This is a genomic window from Streptomyces sp. NPDC005962, from assembly GCF_040629205.1.
Taxonomy (GTDB): domain Bacteria; phylum Actinomycetota; class Actinomycetes; order Streptomycetales; family Streptomycetaceae; genus Streptomyces.
In genome coordinates this window covers 238,337-260,781 of sequence record NZ_JBEXVE010000002.1, presented here as the reverse complement: position 1 = coordinate 260,781, position 22,445 = coordinate 238,337, and the positions used below count along the sequence as shown (strand labels likewise).

General features: G+C 72.9%; 2 protein-coding genes. Both read left to right on the top strand.

Translation table 11 applies throughout. The features are described from left to right. Positions 1-134 precede the first annotated feature (134 nt). The gene (locus tag ABZ370_RS04910) at positions 135-19,280 is read left to right on the top strand and encodes an SDR family NAD(P)-dependent oxidoreductase (protein WP_358616519.1); all 19,146 of its coding nucleotides are present in this window, start codon (positions 135-137) and stop codon (positions 19,278-19,280) included. Beyond that, positions 19,277-22,402, top strand: coding sequence for a type I polyketide synthase (locus ABZ370_RS04905; protein ID WP_358616516.1), 3,126 nt, complete (start codon positions 19,277-19,279; stop codon positions 22,400-22,402). Before ABZ370_RS04910 ends, ABZ370_RS04905 begins: the two co-directional genes overlap by 4 nt. The last annotated feature ends 43 nt before the right edge of the window (positions 22,403-22,445 follow it).

Genomic DNA, 22,445 nt, shown 5'->3' with positions numbered 1-22,445 from the left:
CTTCGCGTTCCGCCACGCCATCGCCGCCTGGCACACGGCCTCCTAGGGGGCTCTACGGGTAGCTAGGGGCGCGTGGCGGAGCCGAGGATCGTCCCTCAGGACGAACGCCAGCCCGGCGTTTTCGACAGCGCGCGATGAGGGAGGCACTCGCCACCATGACGAGTGATCTTGTTCACGGTACCGATGCCATCGCAATCACCGGCGTGTCGTGCCGCCTCCCCCAGGCGCCCGACCCCGGTGCCTTCTGGGAGTTGCTGCGCGCGGGCCGCAGCGCGATCACCGAGGTACGGCCGGACCGCTGGGACCCGGACGCGGTGCTGCCGGACTCGGTGCCGCCGGACTCGGTGTTCTCGGACGCGGGGGAACGGCATCGGGCCGGGCTGCGCCACGGCGGTTTCCTGGACCGGGTGGACACGTTCGACGCGGCGTTCTTCGGCATCTCGCCGCGCGAGGCGGTGGCGATCGACCCGCAGCAGCGGCTCTTCGCCGAACTGGCCTGGGAGGCGCTGGAGGACGCCGGCATCGTCCCGGAGACGCTGCGCTCCACCGCCACGGGTGTGATGGTCGGGGCGATCGCCTCGGACTACGCGGCGGTGGCGCAGCGCGGTGGCGCGATCACCCAGCACTCGCTGCCGGGGCTGAACCGCGGTGTCATCGCCAACCGGGTGTCGTACGCGCTGGGTCTGCGCGGCCCGAGCCTGGCGGTGGACACCGCGCAGTCGTCGTCGCTGGTGGCGGTGCACCTGGCGGTGGAGAGCCTGCGCAGGGGCGAGTGCACGCTGGCCCTGGCGGGCGGTGTGGCGCTCAACTTCGCGCCCGAGAGCGCCGAGGTCGCCGGGCGGTTCGGCGGACTCTCCCCGGACGGGCGCTGCTTCACCTTCGACGCACGGGCCAACGGCTACGTACGCGGTGAGGGCGGCGGGGTCGTCGTGCTGAAACCCCTCGCTGACGCGGTGCGCGACGGGGACACGGTGTACGGGGTCATCCTCGGCAGCGCGGTCAACAACGACGGCGCCACCGACGGGCTCACCGTGCCCAGCGCCGAGGCGCAGGCGGCGGTGGCGCGACAGGCGTGCGAGAACGCGCGGGTGGACCCGGCGCGGGTGGGCTATGTGGAGCTCCATGGCACGGGCACGCCGACGGGCGATCCGCTGGAGGCGGCGGGCGTGGGTGCCGCGTACGGCAGCGCGCGGCCCACGGGCTCGCCCGTGCGCGTCGGCTCGGCCAAGACCAACGTGGGGCATCTGGAGGGCGCGGCGGGGATCGTCGGGCTGATCAAGACGGCGCTGAGCATCCGGCACCGGGAGCTTCCGGCGAGCCTGAACTACGAGCGGCCCCATCCGCGTATCGACCCCGAGGCGCTGAACCTGCGGGTCCAGAGCGAGCACGGCCCGTGGCCGGACGCGCGGCTGCTGGCCGGGGTGAGTTCGTTCGGCGTGGGCGGCACGAACTGCCACGTCGTGGTCGCCGAGGCGCCCGAGGAGGCCGCGCCCGCCGCTTCCGAGGGGGGCTCGGCAATCCCGCTGGCGCCGTGGCTGGTCTCCGGCCGTACGGAGGCGGCCCTGCGCGCCCAGGCCGGACGGCTGCTGGAGCGCCGGACGGCGGACGGCGAGGGGGACGGGGAAGGCGACACGTACGACATCGGCTGGTCCCTGGCCCGCACCCGCACCCACTTCGAGCACCGCGCCGTGGCTCTCGGACTCGACCACGACGCGCAGTTGGCGGCGTTGCGGGCCGGGGACGAGGTGCCGGGGCTGATCACGGGTGTCACGGGCGACCACGGCAAGGTGGCGCTGGTCTTCCCGGGGCAGGGCTCGCAGTGGGAGGGCATGGCGCGCGAGCTGCTGCGTACGTCGGCGGTCTTCCGCGCCTCGATCGAGGCCTGCCACGAGGCGCTCGCCCCGCACACCGACTGGTCGCTGCTGGACACGCTCACCGGTGCGCCCGGCGCACCGTCCCTGGACCGGGCGGACGTCGTCCAGCCCGTGCTGTTCGCGGTGATGGTGTCGCTGGCCCGGGTGTGGGAGTCGCTGGGTGTGCGGCCGGACGCGGTGGTCGGGCATTCGCAGGGCGAGGTGGCGGCGGCGCATATCGCGGGAGCGCTCAGTCTGGAGGACGCCGCCCGGGTGGTGGCGCTGCGCAGTCAGACGATCATGACGTTGGCGGGCACCGGGGCGATGGCGTCGGTGCCGCTGCCGGCCGAGCGGGTCACCGCGTACATCGCCCCCTTCGGCGACGGGTCCGACGGGCTCTCCATCGCCGCGGTCAACGGGCCCGGCACCACGGTGGTGGCCGGGGCTCCCGAGGTGGTGGCCGCGTTGCTGGCCCGCTGCGAGGCCGACGGGATCAGGGCGAAGGCCGTCCCCGCCGTGGACTTCGCCTCGCACTCGCCGCATATGGAGGCCATCCGGGAGCGGTTGCTGGAGCAGCTCGCCGGGGTGACGCCGCGTTCGTGTGACATCGCGTTCTACTCGACGGTCAGCGGAAGCGCCATCGACACGGCCGGGCTGGACGCCGCGTACTGGTACACCAACCTCCGTCGGCCCGTCCTCTTCGAGACGACGCTGCGGACCATGGCGGAGGCGGGATTCGGCACGTTCGTCGAGTCGAGCCCGCATCCCGTGCTCACGCTCGGACTGCGCGAGACGCTGCCGGACGCGCTGGTCGTGGGGTCGCTGCGGCGGAACGAGGAGCCGTGGCCGCCGCTGCTGACCTCCCTGGCGGAGCTGCATGTGCGCGGCCTGCCCGTGGACTGGTCCGCCGCCTTCACGGGGCGGACACCGCGTCGGGTGGCGCTGCCCACCTACGCGTTCCAGCGCGAGCGCCACTGGCCGGAGGTGTCCACCGCGTTCGAGCCCGCCGAGCGGCACCGGGCGGCGGAGCGCACGGAGACCCCCGCGGCGCACTCCGCGCCGCGGACGTGGCCGGAGCGGCTTGCCGGGCTGCCGGAAGACGAGCGGGACCGTGCGGCGCTGGAGCTGGTGCGGCTGCGCACGGCCATCGTCCTCGGCCACCTGAGCACGGACACGGTGGATGTCGACCGGGCGTTCCGTGAGCTGGGCATGGACTCCACGTTGGCGGTCCAGCTGCGGCAGAACCTCATGGACCTCACCGGGCTGACGCTGCCGGAGACCATCGTCTTCGACCACCCCAGCCCGTCCCGGCTGGCGCGGCGGCTGTGCCAACTGACCCTGGGCGAGGGCGCATTGCCCGTCGCGTCCGTGGCACGGGCGGTGGACGCCGACGACCCGATCGTGGTCGTCGGCATGGCCTGCCGCTATCCCGGTGGCGCCGGTTCGCCCGAGGAGCTGTGGCGGCTGGTCGACGGCGGCGTGGACGCCATCTCGGGCTTCCCCGCCGACCGGGGCTGGGATCTGGACGCCCTGTACGACCCCGAGCCCGGTGTGCGGGGCAAGACCTACACCCGGCACGGCGGGTTCCTGGACGACGCCGCCGGGTTCGACGCGGAGTTCTTCGGCATCAGCCCGCGCGAGGCCACCGCGATGGACCCGCAGCAGCGGGTGTTGTTGCAGGTCACCTGGGAGGCGTTCGAGCGCGCCGGGATCGATCCGGGCACCCTGCACGGCAGCGGCACCGGGGTGTTCGTGGGTGCGATGTCGCAGGAGTACGGCCCGCGGCTGCACGAGGGCGACGACGGGCTGGGGGGCTATCTGCTCACCGGCACCACCGCGAGTGTCGCCTCGGGGCGGCTCGCCTACGCCTTCGGGCTCGAAGGCCCGGCGGTGACGATCGACACGGCCTGCTCGTCGTCGCTGGTCGCGATGCACCAGGCGGTGCGGGCGCTGCGGGCCGGGGACTGTGCGCTGGCGGTGGCGGGTGGCGTCACCGTCATGGCGACCCCCGGCATGTTCGTGGAGTTCGGGCAGCAGCGCGGGCTGGCCCCGGACGGCCGGTGCAAGTCGTTCGCGGCCGGTGCCGACGGCACGATCTGGGCCGAGGGCGCGGGCATGGTCCTGCTGGAGCGGCTCTCCGACGCCCGGGCCAACGGTCACTCCGTCCTGGCCGTTATCCGTGGCTCTGCGGTAAACCAGGACGGTGCGTCGAACGGCCTCACCGCGCCGAACGGGCCGTCGCAGCAGCGCGTCATCGCCGCCGCGCTGGCCGGGGCCGGGCTCACCCCCGACCAGGTGGACGCCGTCGAGGGCCACGGCACCGGCACCACGCTCGGCGACCCCATCGAGGCGCAGGCCCTGCTCGCCGCCTACGGCCAGGGGCGCGAAGAGCCGCTGTGGCTGGGCTCGTTGAAGTCCAACATCGGCCACGCGCAGGCGGCGGCCGGTGTCGGTGGCGTCATCAAGATGATCCAGGCCATGCGCCATGCCACCCTGCCCAGAACCCTCCACGTCGACGAGCCCAGCCCTCGCGTCGACTGGACCACCGGCAGCGTCCGGCTGCTCGCCGAGGCCCGGCCCTGGCCCGAGAACGGCCACCCGCGCCGCGCCGCCGTCTCGTCCTTCGGCATCAGCGGCACCAACGCCCACCTCATCCTCGAACAAGCCCCTGCCGCCGAGGACGCGGAGGACCTGCAGGGCCAGGACGCGCCCGAAGGGGCCCTGATCCCATGGGTGCTCTCCGCCAAGTCCGAGCAGGCTCTGCGGGACCAGGCCCGGCGGCTGCGCGGCCACCTGGCCGACCTTCCCGGTCTCACGCCCGCCGCCATCGGCCACTCGTTGGCCACCACGCGCGCCCATCTCCCCCACCGCGCCGCCGTCATCGCGGCCGACCGCGAGGCGTTCGACCGCGCGCTGGACGCCCTCACCCGCGGCGAACCGTCGCCCGCCGTGGTGCGCGGCACCTCCCGCCCCGGCAGGACGGCCTTCCTGTTCACAGGGCAGGGCAGTCAGCGGCTGGGGATGGGCCGGGGGCTGTATGAGGCGTTCCCGGTGTTCGCGCGCGCCTTCGACGAGGTGTGCGCCGCGCTCGACCCCGTGGTGCGCGAGGTGATGTGGGGGGACGAGGAGGCGCTCCACCGTACGGAGTTCACCCAGCCCGCGATCTTCGCGGTGGAGGTGGCGCTGTTCCGGCTCGTGGAGTCCTGGGGGATACGGCCCGACGTCGTCGCCGGTCACTCGATCGGGGAGCTGGCCGCCGCACACGTGGCCGGGGTGTTCTCGCTGGAGGACGCCGCCGCACTGGTCACCGCACGGGGGCGGCTGATGGGGGCGCTGCCGCCCGGGGGTGCGATGGTGGCGGTCGAGGCCACCGAGGACGAGGTGGCGCCGTATCTGACCGAGCGGGTGGATCTCGCCGCCGTCAACGGCCCCACCTCCGTGGTGCTCTCGGGCACCGAGGACGCCGTCACCGACGCCGTCGCCGCGATCCTCGAACGGCTCGGTGAGCGCAGGACGAACCGCCTGACGGTGTCCCACGCGTTCCACTCGCCGCTGATGGACCCGATGCTGGAGGACTTCCGGCAGGTCGCCCGGGCCGTGACGTACGACCAGCCGCGTATCCCGGTGGTGGCGGACGGCGATGTGGCGCACCCCGAGTACTGGGTGCGGCATGTGCGCGGGACGGTCCGGTTCGCCGACGCGGTGACCCGGCTGGAGGCCGAAGGCGTCGCGCGTTACGTGGAGTTGGGGCCCGACGGTGTCCTGACCGCCATGGTCCGCCACAGCCTCACCGACCCCGACAGCGCCACCCTCGTCCCCACCCTCCACCGCGACCGCGACGAACCGCAGGCGCTGATGGGCGCTCTGGGCCGACTGCACACCCATGGCGTCGCCGTGGACTGGGCGGGCCTGTTCGGCGACGCCCCGCCCCCGGCCGTCGACCTGCCCACCTACCCGTTCCAGTACGAGCGCTACTGGCTGGACATGCCGAAGCCCACCGTGGGCGCCGGTGGCCTGGGCCTGACGGCGACCGGCCACCCGGTGCTGACCACCGCGGCCGAACTTCCCGACCCGGGCGGGCTGCTCCTGACCGGCCGGGTGAACGCCACCTCCCCCGGCTGGGCGGCCGACCACGCCGTCTTCGGCACACCGGTCATGCCGGGCGTGGCGTTCGTGGACATGCTGCTGCACGCCGCGGCACGGGTGGGGTGTGCCCGCGTCGAGGAGCTGACCCACCATGTCTTCCTGGCCCTGCCCGAGCACGGCGCCCTCCAGCTGCGGGTCCTGATCCGGGCGGCGGACGACACGGGGTGGCGTACCTTCGCCGTCCACTCACGCCCCGAGGACGCCCCGCCGGGCACCGACTGGACCTGCCACGCCACCGGCGCGCTCGGCAACGCCACGGAGGACACCGGCGTGCCCGCCGACGCGGCGTGGCCTCCGGCCTCCGCCGAACCCCTCGGCACCGACGGCCTCTACCGGCGGCTCGCCGACGCCGGTTTCGGCTACGGCCCGCTCTTCCAGGGGCTCACGGCCGCCTGGCGGGACGGCGACGGTGTGCTCTACGCCGAGGTCGCCCTGCCCACGGGCACCGACCCGGGCCCCTACGGCATCCACCCCGGACTGCTCGACTCCGCGCTCCACCCGCTCGCCCTGGCCTCGGGCGACTCCGAGGACGGCACGCTCAATGTGCCGTTCTCCTGGAACGGCGTGGCCCTCCACACCACCGGCGCACGCGCCCTGCGGGTCCGGCTCGCGCCGCTGGGGCCGGACGCGGTCGCGCTGCGGGTCATGGACCCGGCCGGTGCGCCGGTTCTGACCGTCGACTCCCTTGTCCTGCGCCCGGTCGGGCCCGAGCAGCTCGCCGCGGCCAGGCCCGACCGCGACGGCGCGCTCCACGAGGTCACCTGGCGCGCGGTGGCCACGCCACCGGACACCACCGTGTCCCCGGAGGGCGCCGTGTCCCCGGAGGGGGCGGGGTGGGCCGTGGTCGGGGACGCGGACGACCGGCTGGTCGCCGCGACACTGGCCGCGCTCGGCCCCGCGGCCGGGACATACCCGGACGCCGAAGCCCTGCGCACGGCGCTGCGGTCCGGTGCGGCCCGGCCGGAGACGGTCGTCGCCCGGTGCGCCGGGGCCGCCGGAGGCGGGGCCGAGGCCGCACACGCCGCGACGCGCCACGCCCTGGACCTGCTGCAGGCGACCCTGGCCGACGGGGAGCCGGGCTCGCGCCTGGTGGTTCTCACCGAGGGCGCGATGTCCACTTCGGCGAACCACGCTGAGCTCGGAGTTGATCCGGCCTCGGCCTCGGTGTGGGGCCTGATCCGCTCGGCCCAGTCCGAGCACCCGGACCGGTTCACCCTCATCGACCTCGACGGCTCGCAGGCCTCCGAAGAGGCCATGGAGACGGCCCTGTCCACCGATGAGCCCCAACTAGCCGTACGCGAGGGCCGGTTACTCGTTCCCCGACTCACCCGTACGGCGTCGGGACCGACCACGCCCCCAGTGCCCGCCACGGCATTCGACGCACGACGCACGGTCCTCATCACCGGCGGCACCGGCGCCCTCGGCGCCCTCCTCGCGCGCCACCTCGTGACCCGGCACGGCGTCCGGAAGCTGCTGCTGACCAGCCGGAGCGGCCCCGAAGCGGCGGGCCCGGTCGTCGAGGAGCTGACCGCTCTCGGCGCCGAGGTCACCGTCGCCGCCTGCGACGTCGGCGACCGCGAGGCCCTGGCCGCGCTGCTGGCGGCCCTGCCCGATGAACACCGCCTCGGCGCGGTGGTGCACTGCGCGGGCGTCCTGGACGACGGCGTGGTCACCGAACTGGACCGGGACCGGCTGGACACGGTGCTGCGCCCCAAGGCCGACGGCGCGTGGAACCTCCACCTGGCGACCCGGGACGCCGACCTGACCGCGTTCGTGCTGTTCTCCTCCGTGGCAGGCACCCTGGGCACTTCGGGGCAGGCCAACTACGCCGCCGCCAACGCCTTCCTCGACGCGCTCGCCCACCACCGCCGCGAGCACGGCCTGCCCGCCACCTCCCTCGCCTGGGGCCTCTGGGCGGAAGAGGGCGGCATGGGCGGCACCCTGGACCGCCGGGGCCTGGCCCGCATGAGCCGCGAGGGGCTCGCGCCGATGCCCACCGACCGGGCGCTCGCGCTCTTCGACGCGGCCCTCGCGGCCGGGCACCCGGTGCTCGTGCCCACCGGGCTCGATGTCACCGGCGCACGTGCGCGGCACGCGTCGAGCCCGCTGTCCCCGCTGCTCGCCGATCTGGTCCCCGCCTCCGTCCCGGCCCCGCGCCCCGCCCGGGATGGCGACACCGGCCAGGATGCCTCGCTGCGCGGGCGGCTCGCCGGGCTGCCCGAGGCCGAACAGCGCGACCTACTGCTCGACGTCCTCCGCATGCACATCGGCACCGTCCTGGGCCACAGCTCGCCGCCCGACATCGACCCCGGAACCTCGTTCAAGGACCTGGGCTTCGACTCGCTCGCGGGCATCGAACTGCTCATCGTCCTGGGCGAGGCCTCGGGACTGCACCTGCCGTCCACCATGCTGTTCGACCACCCCACCCCCGCCGCCCTGATCACCCACCTCAGGGACGAACTGGGCGGCGACGCTCCCCTGTCGGATGCCCCTGCCCCTGCCCAAGCGACGAGGGCTCCGGAGACCCCACTCGCCGCTGATACCAAGCCCACCAAGCCCGCTGCCGACGACGAGCCGATCGCGGTCATCGGCATGGGGTGCCGTTTCCCCGGTGGCGCGAGCTCACCACAGGAGCTGTGGCGGCTGGTGGCCGAGGGCCGCGACGCGGTGGGCGCGTTCCCCGACAACCGTGGCTGGGACCTCGACGGCCTGTACGACCCCGACCCGGACGTGCGCGGCAAGACCTACGCCCGCGAGGGCGGATTCCTCTACGAAGCGGCCGAGTTCGACGCCGAGTTCTTCGGCATCAGCCCCCGCGAAGCACTCGCGCTCGACCCCCAGCAGCGGCTGCTGCTGGAGACCGCCTGGGAGACGTTCGAGGACGCGGGGCTGCGCCCCGACACCCTGGGCGGCAGCGCCACCGGTGTCTTCGCCGGAGTCGTCACCCAGGAGTACGGCTCCCTCGTCCACCAGGGCAGCGAGCCCGTCGACGGCTTCCTGCTGACGGGCACGACGGCGAGCGTGGCGTCCGGCCGGGTGGCGTACACGTTCGGCTTCGAAGGCCCGGCGGTCACGGTCGACACCGCCTGCTCCTCCTCGCTGGTGGCGCTCCACATGGCGTGCCAGTCCCTGCGCGGTGACGAGTGCTCCATGGCCCTGGCCGGTGGCGCCACCGTCATGGCCAATGCGGGGATGTTCCTGGAGTTCAGCCGCCAGCGCGGGCTTGCGCCCGACGGCCGGGCCAAGTCCTACTCCGCCGCCGCCGATGGCACGATCTGGGCCGAGGGCGCGGGCATGGTCCTGCTCGAACGGCTCTCCGACGCCCAGGCCAACGGCCACCGCATCCTGGCCGTCATCCGTGGCTCGGCGGTCAACCAGGACGGCGCCTCGAACGGCCTCACCGCACCCAACGGACCGTCCCAACAGCGCGTCATCACCGCCGCCCTGGCCAGCGCCGGGCTCACCCCCGACCAGGTCGACGCCGTCGAAGGCCACGGCACCGGAACCACCCTCGGCGACCCCATCGAGGCACAGGCACTCCTGGCCACCTACGGCCAGAACCGCGACGAACCCCTGTGGCTGGGCTCCTTCAAGTCCAACATCGGCCACGCGCAGGCCGCCGCCGGTATCGGTGGCGTCATCAAAATGATCCAGGCCATGCGCCACGCCACCCTGCCCAAGACCCTCCACGTCGACGAACCCAGCCCGCACATCGACTGGACCACCGGCAGAGTCCAACTGCTCACCGAGGCCCGGCCCTGGCCCGAGGGCGACCGCCCCCGACGTGCCGCCGTCTCCGCGTTCGGCATCAGCGGCACCAACGCCCACCTCATCCTCGAACAGGCCCCCGCCGCCCCCGTCCAAGAACCGTCGACGAACACCGCCACCGTCCCCTGGCTCCTCTCCGCCAAGACCGAGCAGGCCCTGCGGGACCAGGCCCAGCAGTTGCGCACCCACCTGGGGCTGAGCCCCGAGCTGCGCCCGGACCGCGTCGCTTACGCACTCGCCACCACACGGTCCCTCTTCCACCACCGGGCCGTGGTGGTGGCGGACGAGCGCGAGGCGTTCGACCGCGCACTCGACGCCCTCACCCGAGGCGAACCGTCCCCGGCCGTGGTCCATGGCACGCCCCATCCGGGCAAGACCGCATTCCTCTTCACCGGCCAGGGCGCCCAACGAGCGGGCATGGGACGTCAGCTCTACGACACCTACCCCACCTTCCGCGACGCGTTCGACGAGGTCTGCGCCACCCTCGACCAGTACCTGGAAGCCGAGCAGCCGCTCAAGGACATCGTCTTCGCCGGGGACCAGGGCGCGCTGAACCAGACCCGCTCCACCCAGGCCGCACTGTTCGCCCTGGAAACCGCGCTCTACCGCCTCGTGGAGTCCTTCGGGATCACCCCCGACTACGTCACCGGCCACTCCATCGGCGAACTCACCGCAGCCCACATCGCCGGAGTCCTCACCCTCGACGACGCCTGCTACCTGGTCGCCGCCCGTGGCTCACTGATGCAAGCACTCCCCTCCGGCGGCGCCATGATCTCCGTGCGCGCCACCGAGGAGCAGATATGCCCGCTGTTGGAAGGCCGCGAACACGAAGTGGCCATCGCCGCCATCAACGGACCGACCTCCCTGGTCATCTCCGGCGATGAACAAGCCACCACCGACATCGCCACCACCCTCGCCGAAGACGGCATCAAGACCCGCAGACTGACCGTCTCCCACGCCTTCCACTCCCCCCACATGGACTCGATGCTGGAGGAGTTCACGCGCATCGCCGGGGAACTCACCTACCACGCACCGACCATCCCCCTCGTCTCCAACCTCACCGGCGAGCTCGCCGACCCCGACGAGATCACCACCCCCGCCTACTGGGCCCGCCACATCCGCGAAGCCGTCCGCTTCGCCGACGGCATCACCACCCTCCACACCCACGGCGTCCGCCACTACCTCGAACTCGGCCCCGACGCCACCCTCACCACCATGGCCCAGGACTCCATACCGGAAGAGGCCGACACCACCCTCATCCCCCTCCTCCACCGCGACCGGGACGAAACAAACACCCTCCTCACCGCACTCGCCACCGCACACACCCACGGCACCACCGTCGACTGGACTGCCCTGATCGGCGAAACCCCCACCCCCACCGAGCTCCCCACCTACCCCTTCCAGCGCCAGCGCTACTGGCTGGAGAGGCACAAGCCCACCGCGGGTGCCGACGGTCTGGGGCTGACGGCGACCGGCCACCCCGTGCTGACCACCCTGGCCGAGCTTCCCAATGGTGGCGGGCACCTCTTCACGGGCCGCGTCACCGGGTCCGACCCCGCCTGGGTGGCCGAGCACGCCATCTTCGGGGCCATGATCGTCCCCGGTGTGGCCTTCGTCGATCTCCTGCTCCACGCGGCACGCCATGTGGACTGCGGCCACATCGAGGAACTCACCCACCATGTGTTCCTGGCCGTGCCGGAACGCGGCGCCCTCCAGCTACGGGTCCTCGTCGAACCGGCGGACGACTCCGGGCGGCGCTCCCTCGCGGTCTACTCCCGGCCGGAGGACGCCCCGGCCGAGAACGAGTGGACCTGCCATGCCACGGGAGTGCTCGCGGCCGAGGAGCGGGAAGCCCCCTCGACGACCGGCGTGCTGACGGACGATGTCTGGCCCCCGGCCACCGCGGCCCCCATGGACACGGAGGAGTTCTACCGGCGGGTCACCGGTGCGGGCTTCGGCTACGGATCGCTGTTCCGAGGGATGCGCGCGGCCTGGCGGGACGGGGACACCACATACGCGGAGGTGTCCCTCCCCACGGACGCGGACCCCGGCGCGTACGGCATCCACCCCGGCCTGCTCGACTCGGCGCTCCAACCGGCGGCGCTCATCGCAGGGCGCGACGCGACGGAAGACACCATCAGGGTCCCGTTCTCGTGGAGCGGCGTGTCCCTCCACGCGACGGGCGCGCGGGCCCTGCGCATCCGCCTCATGTGGCCCACCCCGGACACGGTGTCGCTGGTCATCGCCGATCAGACGGGTGCGCCGGTGATGACGATCGACGCCCTCATCATGCGATCGGTCGGCCCCGACCAACTCGCCGCCGCACGTGCCGCCGACGCCGGAGAGCTGTACGAGGTCGACTGGCTCGCCGTTCCGACGCCCGAGGACGAGGTTCGGGAAACGGTCGAGGTCCCACAGGATGCGGTGGCACTCCCGACGGCGCAGCGAGACAACAGCACCACCGGGCCCGAAGTGTTCGTCACGTGGTGTGTCTCCGACGACGAGAACGAGGACGACGCCGATACCGACGCCGACCCGGCACAGTCCACCCGCTCCCTCACACATCGCGTGCTCGGTCTCGTCCAGGCCGTCGTGTCCGACGAACGGCCGGACTCCCGCCTGGTGATCCTCACCAGGGGCGCGATGTCCACCAGCCCCGACGACGAGCCGACCGACCTGGCCGGAGCGGCGGTCTGGGGACTGATCCGTACCGCTCAGTCGGAGCACCCGGACCGGTTCACCCTCATCGACCTCGACGGCTCGGATTCCTCGCTGAGGGCCGTACCCGCCGCCCTCGCCACGGCAGAGCCCCAACTCGCCGTGCGGGACGGCGCGTTCCTGGCCCCGCGCCTCGCCCGTACCGCCACCGAAACCGCTCCCGACACCGCACCCGCCCCCTCAGCCGCGCCGTTCGCCCCCGACAAGACGGTGCTCATCACCGGCGGCACCGGCGCCCTGGGCACGCTCCTCGCCCGCCACCTCGTCACCACGTACGGCGTCAGGCGGCTGCTGCTCATCAGTCGGAGCGGCCCACGGGCAGGGAGCACCATCGCCGCGGAACTCGCCGAACTCGGCGCCGAGGTCACGGTCGCGGCCTGCGACGCCGCCGACCGGCCGTCGTTGGAAGCCCTGCTCGGGAGCCTGCCGGAGGAGCATCCGCTCGGTGCGGTGGTGCACTGCGCCGGGACGCTGGACGACGGCATCGTGACGGCGCTCAGCCCTGAGCGGTTCGACGAGGTGCTCCGCCCGAAGGTGGACGCCGCGTGGAACCTCCATCTGCTGACCCGGGACGCGGACCTGGACGCGTTCGTCCTGTTCTCGTCGGCGGTCGGTGTCCTCGGCTCGCCCGGGCAGGCCAACTACGCGGCCGCCAACAGCTTCCTGGACGGACTCGCCCAGCACCGCCGTGCGGCCGGGCTGCCCGCGACGTCGCTCGCCTGGGGGCTGTGGGATCAGGGTGGCGGCATGGCCGGAACCCTCGACGAGCAGGACCGGGCCCGGATGAGCCGCAACGGGCTGCTGCCGATGCCCGCCGAACAGGCGCTCGCCCACTTCGACGCCGCGCTCGGCGCGGAACCGGCGGTGGTGGTCCCGGCCAAGCTCGACCTCGCGGGTCTGCGGGCCCGTGCCACGTCCGCCCCCGTGGCACCGATCTTCCGTGGGCTGGTCCGCACGCCGCTGCGCAGCGCCGCCCAGTCGGTCGCGGCCGGAGGGGACGCGGGCGGCCTGCGGCAGTCGCTCGCGGGTCATCCCGAGCCCGAGCAGAACCGGATCATCCTGGACTTCCTGCGTGGCCACGTGGCCACCGTCCTCGGACACGGCTCGCCCGACGCGATCGACCCCGCGCACTCGTTCAAGGACCTCGGCTTCGACTCGCTCAGCTCGGTGGAACTGCGCAACTCGCTCAACAAGGCGTCCGGGATGCGCCTTCCGTCCACCCTGCTGTTCGACTACCCCACCCCCGCCGTGCTGGCGGGCTACATGCGCGGCGAGCTGATGGGCAGCGGGCAGGCGGAGACCGGTGCCCAGGTGGCCCGGCGCACCACCCGTACCGCACCGGCGGCAACCGACACGGCCGATCCGATCGCGATCGTGGGCATGGGGTGCCGTTTCCCCGGTGGCGCGAGCACACCGGAGGAGCTGTGGCGGCTGGTGGCCGAGGGCCGCGACGCGGTGGGCGCGTTCCCCGACAACCGTGGCTGGGACGTCGAGAACCTCTACGACCCCGACCCCGATGTGCGCGGCAAGACCTACGTCCAGAAGGGCGGCTTCCTCTACGACGCCGACCGCTTCGACCCCGAGTTCTTCGGCATCACCCCACGTGAAGCCCTCGCGCTCGACCCTCAGCAGCGTTTCCTTCTGGAGACGGCCTGGGAGACGTTCGAGGACGCGGGGATTCGGCCCGACACTCTGCGCGGCAGCGCCACCGGTGTCTTCGCCGGAGTGGCCGCCCAGGAGTACGTGTCGCTGACACATCACGGCGGCGAGCCCGTCGAGGGCTATCTGCTGACGGGCACGACGGCGAGCGTGGCGTCCGGGCGGGTGTCGTACACATTCGGCTTCGAGGGCCCGGCCGTCACGGTCGACACGGCGTGCTCTTCGTCGCTGGTGGCGCTCCACTTGGCGTGCCAGTCGCTGCGCAGTGGCGAATGCACCATGGCCCTGGCCGGTGGCGCCACGATCATGGCCAATGCGGGGATGTTCCTGGAGTTCAGCCGCCAGCGCGGACTGGCGCCCGACGGCCGGGCCAAGTCCTACTCGGCCGCCGCCGATGGCACGATCTGGGCCGAGGGCGCGGGCATGGTCCTGCTGGAGCGGCTCTCCGACGCCCGGGCCAACGGCCACCCCGTCCTGGCCGTCATCCGTGGCTCGGCGGTCAACCAGGACGGCGCGTCGAACGGCCTCACCGCACCGAACGGACCGTCCCAACAGCGCGTCATCACCGCCGCCCTGGCCAGCGCCGGGCTCACCCCCGACCAGGTCGACGCGGTCGAAGGCCACGGCACCGGCACCACCCTGGGCGACCCCATCGAGGCACAGGCACTCCTGGCCACCTACGGGCAGAACCGCGACGAACCCCTGTGGCTGGGCTCCTTCAAATCCAACATCGGCCACGCCCAAGCGGCCGCCGGTATCGGTGGCGTCATCAAGATGATCCAGGCCATGCGCCACGCCACCCTGCCCAAAACCCTCCACGTCGACGAACCCAGCCCGCACATCGACTGGGACTCGGGCAAGGTCGAGCTGCTCACCGAGGCCCGTGCGTGGCCCGAGACCGACCACCCCCGCCGCGCCGCCATCTCGTCCTTCGGCATCAGCGGCACCAACGCCCACCTCATCCTCGAACAAGCCCCCATCGCTCCCGCGCCGGAACTCCCCACCGACACCGCCACCGTCCCCTGGCTCCTCTCCGCCAAGACCGAACAAGCGCTCCGGGACCAGGCCCAACGCCTCCTCGACCACGTCGCCCAACACCCCACCTTCCACCCCACCGACATCGCCCATACCCTCGCCACCACCCGCACCACCTTCGACCACCGGGCCGTGGTGGTGGCGGATGAGCGCGAGGCGTTCGAACGCGCACTGGCCGCCCTCACCCGGGGCGAACCGTCCCCGGCCGTGGTCCATGGCACACCCCACCCGGGCAAGACCGCCTTCCTCTTCACCGGCCAAGGCGCCCAACGGGCAGGCATGGGACGTCAGCTCTACGACACCTACCCCACCTTCCGGGACGCCTTCGACGAGGTCTGCGCCACCCTCGACCAGCACCTCCAGGCCGAACGCCCCCTCAAGGACGTCACCTTCGCCGAGGACCAGGGCGCGCTGAACCAGACGCTCTACACCCAAGCAAGCCTCTTCGCCCTGGAAACCGCGCTCTACCGCCTGGTCGCATCCTTCGGGATCACCCCCGACTACGTCACCGGCCACTCCATCGGCGAACTCAGCGCAGCCCACATCGCCGGAATCCTCACCCTCGACGACGCCTGCCGCCTGGTCGCCGCCCGTGGCACCCTCATGCAGGCCCTTCCGTCCAGCGGAGCGATGATCTCCATACGCGCTACCGAAGAGCGGATACGTCCCCTGCTGGAAGGCCGCGAAGACGAAGTGGCCATCGCCGCCATCAACGGACCGACCTCCCTGGTCATCTCCGGCGACGAACAAGCCACCACCGACATCGCCACCACCCTCGCCAAAGACGGCATCAAAACCCGCAGACTGACCGTCTCCCACGCCTTCCACTCCCCCCACATGGACTCGATGCTGGAGGAGTTCACGCGCATCGCCGGGGAACTCACCTACCACGCACCGACCATCCCCCTCATCTCCAACCTCACCGGGCAACTCGCCGACCCCGACGAGATCACCACCCCCGCCTACTGGGCCCGCCACATCCGCGAAGCCGTCCGCTTCGCCGACGGCATCACCACCCTCCACACCCACGGCGTCCGCCACTACCTCGAACTCGGCCCCGACGCCACCCTCACCACCATGGCCCAGGACAGCCTGCCCGACGACACCGACACCACCCTCATCCCCCTCCTCCACCGCGACCGAGACGAAACGAACACCCTCCTCACCGCACTCGCCACCGCACACACCCACGGCACCACCATCGACTGGACCTCCCTGATCGGCGACACCTCCCTCCCCACGACCCTCCCCACCTACCCCTTCCAGCGCCAGCGCTACTGGCTGGAGACGTCGAAGCCCACCACCAGCGCCCCGAACGCCTCCACCCACCCCCTCCTCACCGCGGCGATCACCCTCCCCGACGGCGAAGGGGCCGTGTTCACCGGCGAGGTGTCGCTGAAGGCCCAGCCGTGGCTGAACGATCACGTCGTCCACGGAACGGTGGTGCTGCCGGGAGTCGCCTTCGTGGATCTGCTGCTGCACGCGGCCGGGTACGTCGGATGCGATCAGATCGAAGAGCTGACCCACCACGCCTTCCTGGCCGTACCGGAGCGGGGGGCCAGGCAGCTGCGGCTCTCCGTGGGCGCCGCCGACGAGGCGGGGCGGCGGTCGTTCTCCCTGTTCTCGTCGGAGAGCGAGGCGACCGAGGAGACGGCCGAGTGGACCCGTCACGCCAGTGGCTTCCTCGCCGATGGCGCGCCGGAGCCCGCGTTCGACCTCACGGCGTGGCCGCCCGCGGAGGGCGAGCCGATCGACGTCGAGGACTTCTACCGCGGGTTCATCGGGCGCGGATACGAATACGGGCCGCTGTTCCGGGGCTTCCGGGCGGGCTGGCGGGTCGGTGACACCCTCTACGCGGAGATCGCGCTCCCGGACGGCACGGACCCGGAGGCGTACGGCGTTCACCCCGCCCTCCTGGACTCGGCGCTGCATCCGCTCATGCTGTTCTGGTACGAGTCGGAGCGCGTCCGGCTGCCCTTCTCCTGGAGCGGTGCGGCGTTGCACGCCGTCGGCCCGTCCCGGTTGCGGGTGCGGCTGTCCCGCTCGGAGCGGGACGTGATGGCGCTGGCAGTGGCCGACGCGACCGGCGCTCCCGTGCTCAGCATCGGCGGGCTGGCCATGCGCGAGGTGGCCCCGGATCAGCTCGCCGCCGCCCGCGCCCGGCAGAGCGACGCCCTGTACGAGCCGAGCTGGCTGCCCGTACCGGCGCCTGCGTCGCAGAGCAGCGGCCCGTGGGCGGTGGTCGGCGTGGCGGAAGTGGCCACCGCGCTCCGTACCGCCGGGATCGACGCGGTGGCTCACGCCACGCTCGGTGGACTGGCGGGGGAGGGCACCAAGCCACCGCAGATCGTGGTGGCCGGGCCCGGCCGCTCCGATGGCGGTGACCTGGCGGCGGACGCGCACACCACGACTGCCGAACTCCTCGCCCTCGTACAGGACTTCGTCTCCGACGACACCCTCGCCGACGCGCGGTTGGTGGTGCTGACCCGGGGGGCGGTGGCCGCGGCGGACGGTGAGCGGGTGCCGCATCCGGCGGCGGCCACGGTGTGGGGGCTGATGCGCACGGCGGACGCGGAGTACCCCGGCCGGTTCGTGCTCGTCGACCTGGACGAGTCGGACGCCTCGTACCGGGCGCTCCCGGCGGCGCTCGCCACGGGAGAGCCGCAGGTGGCCATCCGCGGCGGTGAGCTGCGCGTGCCCCGGCTGGTGCGTGCGACGCTCCCCGCGCCGGAGACGGATGGCGGAGAGAACGGCGCCGGGCTCGACCCCGAGGGGACCGTACTCATCACCGGCGGCACCGGCACCCTCGGTGGCGTGCTGGCCCGGCACCTCGTGGAGCGGCACGGCGTACGCCATCTGCTCCTGGCCGGTCGGCGCGGTCCGGCGGCGCCCGGCGCGACGGAGCTGGCCGCCGAGCTGAAGGCGCTGGGCGCCGACGTTTCCGTCGTCGCCTGCGACACCGCGGACGGCGAGGCGGTGGCCGGGCTGCTGCGGTCGATTCCCGGCGCGCATCCGCTGACCGGGGTGTTCCACACGGCCGGAGTCCTGGACGACGCCGCCATCGCCTCGCTGACACCGGAACGGCTGTCGGCGGTGCTGCGGCCCAAGGTCGACGCCGCCTACCACCTGCACCGGCTGACGGAAGACCTGGACCTGGCCGCGTTCGTGCTGTTCTCCTCCGCGGCCGGGGCGATCGGCAACGCCGGTCAGGCCAACTACGCGGCGGCGAACACCTTCCTGGACGCCCTCGCCTGCCACCGCCGGGGACGGGGCCTGCCGGGCCTCTCGCTGGCGTGGGGCCTGTGGGCGCAGACCAGCGAACTGACCTCGGGGCTGGACACCGTCGGGCGGGCGCGGCTGGGCCGTGGCGGCATCGCCGCGATGCCCACGGCGCAGGCGCTCGGCCTGCTCGACCTGGCGCTTGGCTCGCCCCAGGCCGTTCTGATGCCCGCGAAGCTGGACCTCGCGCGGCTGGGCGGCGGCGACGCGCCGGTTCCGGTGGTCCTCCAAGGGCTGGTCCGCTCCCGGGCCCGGCGGGCCGCCGCCACGGGCGGTGCGGGCGACGCGGACACGCTGCGGCAGCGGCTCGCCCCGCATGACGAGCCCACACAGCTGGACATCCTCCTCACCTACATCCGCGGGCAGGCCGCCGCGGTCCTCGGCCACGGTTCGCCGGACGCCATCGACGCCGACAGCGGATTCCTGGAGATGGGGCTCGACTCGCTCACCACCGTCGAGTTCCGCAACAACCTCAACCACGCCACCGGCCTCCGGCTGCCGCCCACCACCCTGTTCGACTACCCCACACCGGTTCAGCTGGCCGCCATGCTCCGTGCCGAACTGGCCCCCGACCGGGCTCCCGACGAGGTTCCGCCGCTCCTGGTGGCCGAACTGGACCGGCTGGAGAGCGGTCTGCGGACCGCCGTCCCCGGTGTCCGTACCGCGGTGGCCGCGCGTATGCAGGCGCTGCTGCTGCGGTTGGACGGCCTGGCGGCGGAGGACGCCGGAGCGGAGCGGCCGGGGCCGGAGGACGTGGAGATCGAGTCCGCGACGGACGACGAGATCTTCGACTTCATCGACAATGAGCTGGGGCTCTCATGACCATGAACGAGGACAAGCTGCGCGACTATCTGAAGCGGGTGACCGCCGACCTCCAGCGGACCCGTCAGCGGCTGGCCGAGGCGGAGTCACGGAGCCGCGAGCCGATCGCGGTCGTCGGGATGGCCTGCCGCTTCCCCGGCGGGGCCACCACGCCCGACGGGCTGTGGGAGCTGGTGTCCGAGGGGCGCGACGCGGTGGGGCCGTTCCCGGACAACCGGGGCTGGGATCTGGACGGTCTGTACGACCCGGACCCCAACGCCACCGGGAAGACCTACGCCCGCGAGGGCGGCTTCCTCTACGACGCCGACCGCTTCGACCCCGAGTTCTTCGGCATCAGCCCCCGCGAGGCCCTCGCGCTCGACCCCCAGCAGCGGCTGCTCCTCGAAACCGCCTGGGAGTGCGTGGAGAGCGCGGGGCTGTCCCTGGGCGAGCTGCGCGGCAGCCGTACCGGGGTGTTCAGCGGGGTGTCCGGGCACGAGTACGCCTCACTCATCCACCGGGGCCCGGAGGATGTCGAGGGGCATCTGCTGACCGGTACCACGCTCAGCGTGGCGTCCGGGCGGATCGCGTACACGCTCGGTCTGGAGGGCCCGGCGGTCACCGTGGACACGGCCTGCTCCTCCTCCCTGGTGGCCCTCCACATGGCCTGCCAGTCGCTGCGGAACGACGAGTCGGCCATGGCGCTGGCCAGTGGCGCCGCCGTGATGCCGACGCCGGGGATGTTCGTGGAGTTCAGCCGTCAGCGCGGACTGGCCGCGGACGGCCGGTGCAAGTCCTTCTCCGCGGCCGCCGACGGCACCACGTGGGCCGAGGGCGCGGGCACGATCCTGCTCGAACGGCTCTCCGACGCCGAGGCCAACGGCCACCACGTCCTGGCCGTCATCCGTGGCTCGGCGATCAACCAGGACGGCAAGAGCAGCCAGCTGAGCGCGCCCAACGGCCCCGCCCAGCAGCGGGTCATCCATGCCGCCCTCGCGAGCGCCGGGCTCACCCCCGACCAGGTCGACGCGGTCGAAGGGCACGGAACCGGCACCGCCCTCGGCGACCCCATCGAGGCACAGGCCCTGCTCGCCACCTACGGACAGAATCGCGACGAACCCCTGTGGCTGGGCTCCTTCAAGTCCAACATCGGCCACGCCCAAGCCGCCGCGGGCATCGGTGGCGTCATCAAAATGATCCAGGCCATGCGCCACGCCACCCTGCCCAAAACCCTCCACGTCGACGAACCCAGCCCCCACATCGACTGGGACTCGGGCAAGGTCCAGCTGCTCACCGAGGCCCGTGCGTGGCCCGAGACCGACCACCCCCGCCGCGCCGCCATCTCCTCCTTCGGCATCAGCGGCACCAACGCCCACCTCATCCTCGAACAAGCCCCCACCACCCCCGCGCCGGAACTCCCCACCGACACCGCCACCGTCCCCTGGCTCCTCTCCGCCAAGACCGAACAAGCCCTCCGGGACCAGGCCCAACGCCTCCTCGACCACCTCGCCCAACACCCCACCCTCCACCCCACCGACATCGCCCACACCCTCGCCACCACCCGCACCACCTTCGACCACCACGCCGCCGTCGTCGGTGCCACGCGCGACGAACTCCTCGCCCAGCTCCACGCCCTCGCCCAGGACCCCGGCTCCGCCGCTCTCCCCGCCCGGCCCCGCACCAAGAAGGTCGCCTTCCTCTTCACCGGCCAGGGCGCCCAGCACCCGGGCATGGGCCGACAGCTCTACGACACCTACGCCACCTTCCGCGGCGCGTTCGACGAGGTCTGCGCCACCCTCGACCGCCATCTCACCGCCGAACGCCCCCTCAAGGACGTCGTCTTCGCGGACGACCCCACCCTCCTGAACCAGACCCGCTACACCCAGCCCGGCCTGTTCGCGCTCCAGACCGCCCTCACCCGGCTCCTCCGCGAGGACTTCGGCATCACCCCGAGCCATCTGATCGGCCACTCCATCGGTGAGATCGCCGCCGCCCACACCTCGGGGGTCCTCTCCCTCGACGACGCCTGCCGCCTCGTCGCAGCCCGCGGCGCCCTGATGCAGGCCCTGCCTCCCGGTGGCGCCATGGTCGCCGTCGAGGCGACCGAGGACGAGGTCACCCCGTATCTCACCGAACGTGTCGGCGTCGCGGCCGTCAACGGGCCCCGCTCGGTCGTCGTGTCCGGCGACGAAACCGACGTCACCGCCATCGCCGAGGAGTTCTCCGGCCAGGGACGGCGCACCCGCCGCCTCACCGTCAGCCACGCCTTCCACTCACCCCATATGGACCCCGTCCTCGACGACTTCCGCCAGGTCGCCGAGACGCTCACCTACGACGCGCCGCGCATCCCGCTGGTGTCCACCCTGACCGGGGAGGTCGGCACCGCGTTCGACGCCACCTACTGGACCGAGCACATCCGCGGCACCACCCGCTTCCACGACGGCCTCACCGCGCTCGACGGCCTGGGCGTCACCACCTGTCTGGAGATCGGCCCGGACGCCGTGCTCACCGCGCTCACCCGCGAGGCGCTCCCCGAGGCCGCCGCCGTACCGCTGCTGCGCCCCCGCCACCATGAGCCGACCAGCCTGGTCAGCGGCCTGGCCCAGGCCCATGCGTACGGCGTCGCCGTCGACTGGAAGGGCTTCCTCGAAAGGCTCGGGGCCCGGAGCGTCCCCCTTCCCACGTACGCCTTCCAGCGCCGCCGCTACTGGCTCGGCGTCCCCGATCCCGCCGGTTCCCCCGCGGGCCTGGGCCTGGAGCCCGCCTCGCACCCGCTGCTGGCCACGGCCACCGAACTCCCGGACGGGAGCCGCCTGTTCACGGGCCGGGTGACGCTGGCCGACCACGCGTGGCTCGGCGACCACATCGTCATGGGGACCGTCATCCTGCCCGGCACCGCCTTCGTCGAGCTGGCGTTCCACGCCGCCCATGCGGTGGGGACCGACGAGATAGCGGAACTCGTCCTGAACGCCCCCGTCACCTTCGGCGCCCAGGGCGCGGCGCTGCTCCAGGTCATCGCCGGCCCCGAGGACCCGTCCACGGGCCGCGCCCTGACCATCAGGTCCCGTTCGGAAGGCGACCACGCCTGGACGGAGAACGCCACCGGCCACCTGAGCACCCCCGCCCCCGTGCCGGTCTCCTGACCGTCCCGCGTACGCGCCGACAGGGCCGGACACCGATCACGGT

Bases quoted from the DNA above. Each gene is read 5' to 3' on its own strand.
- ABZ370_RS04905 (WP_358616516.1), top strand. From the start codon at position 19,277: ATGACCATGAACGAGGACAAGCTGCGCGACTATCTGAAGCGGGTGACC.
- ABZ370_RS04910 (WP_358616519.1), top strand. From the start codon at position 135: ATGAGGGAGGCACTCGCCACCATGACGAGTGATCTTGTTCACGGTACC.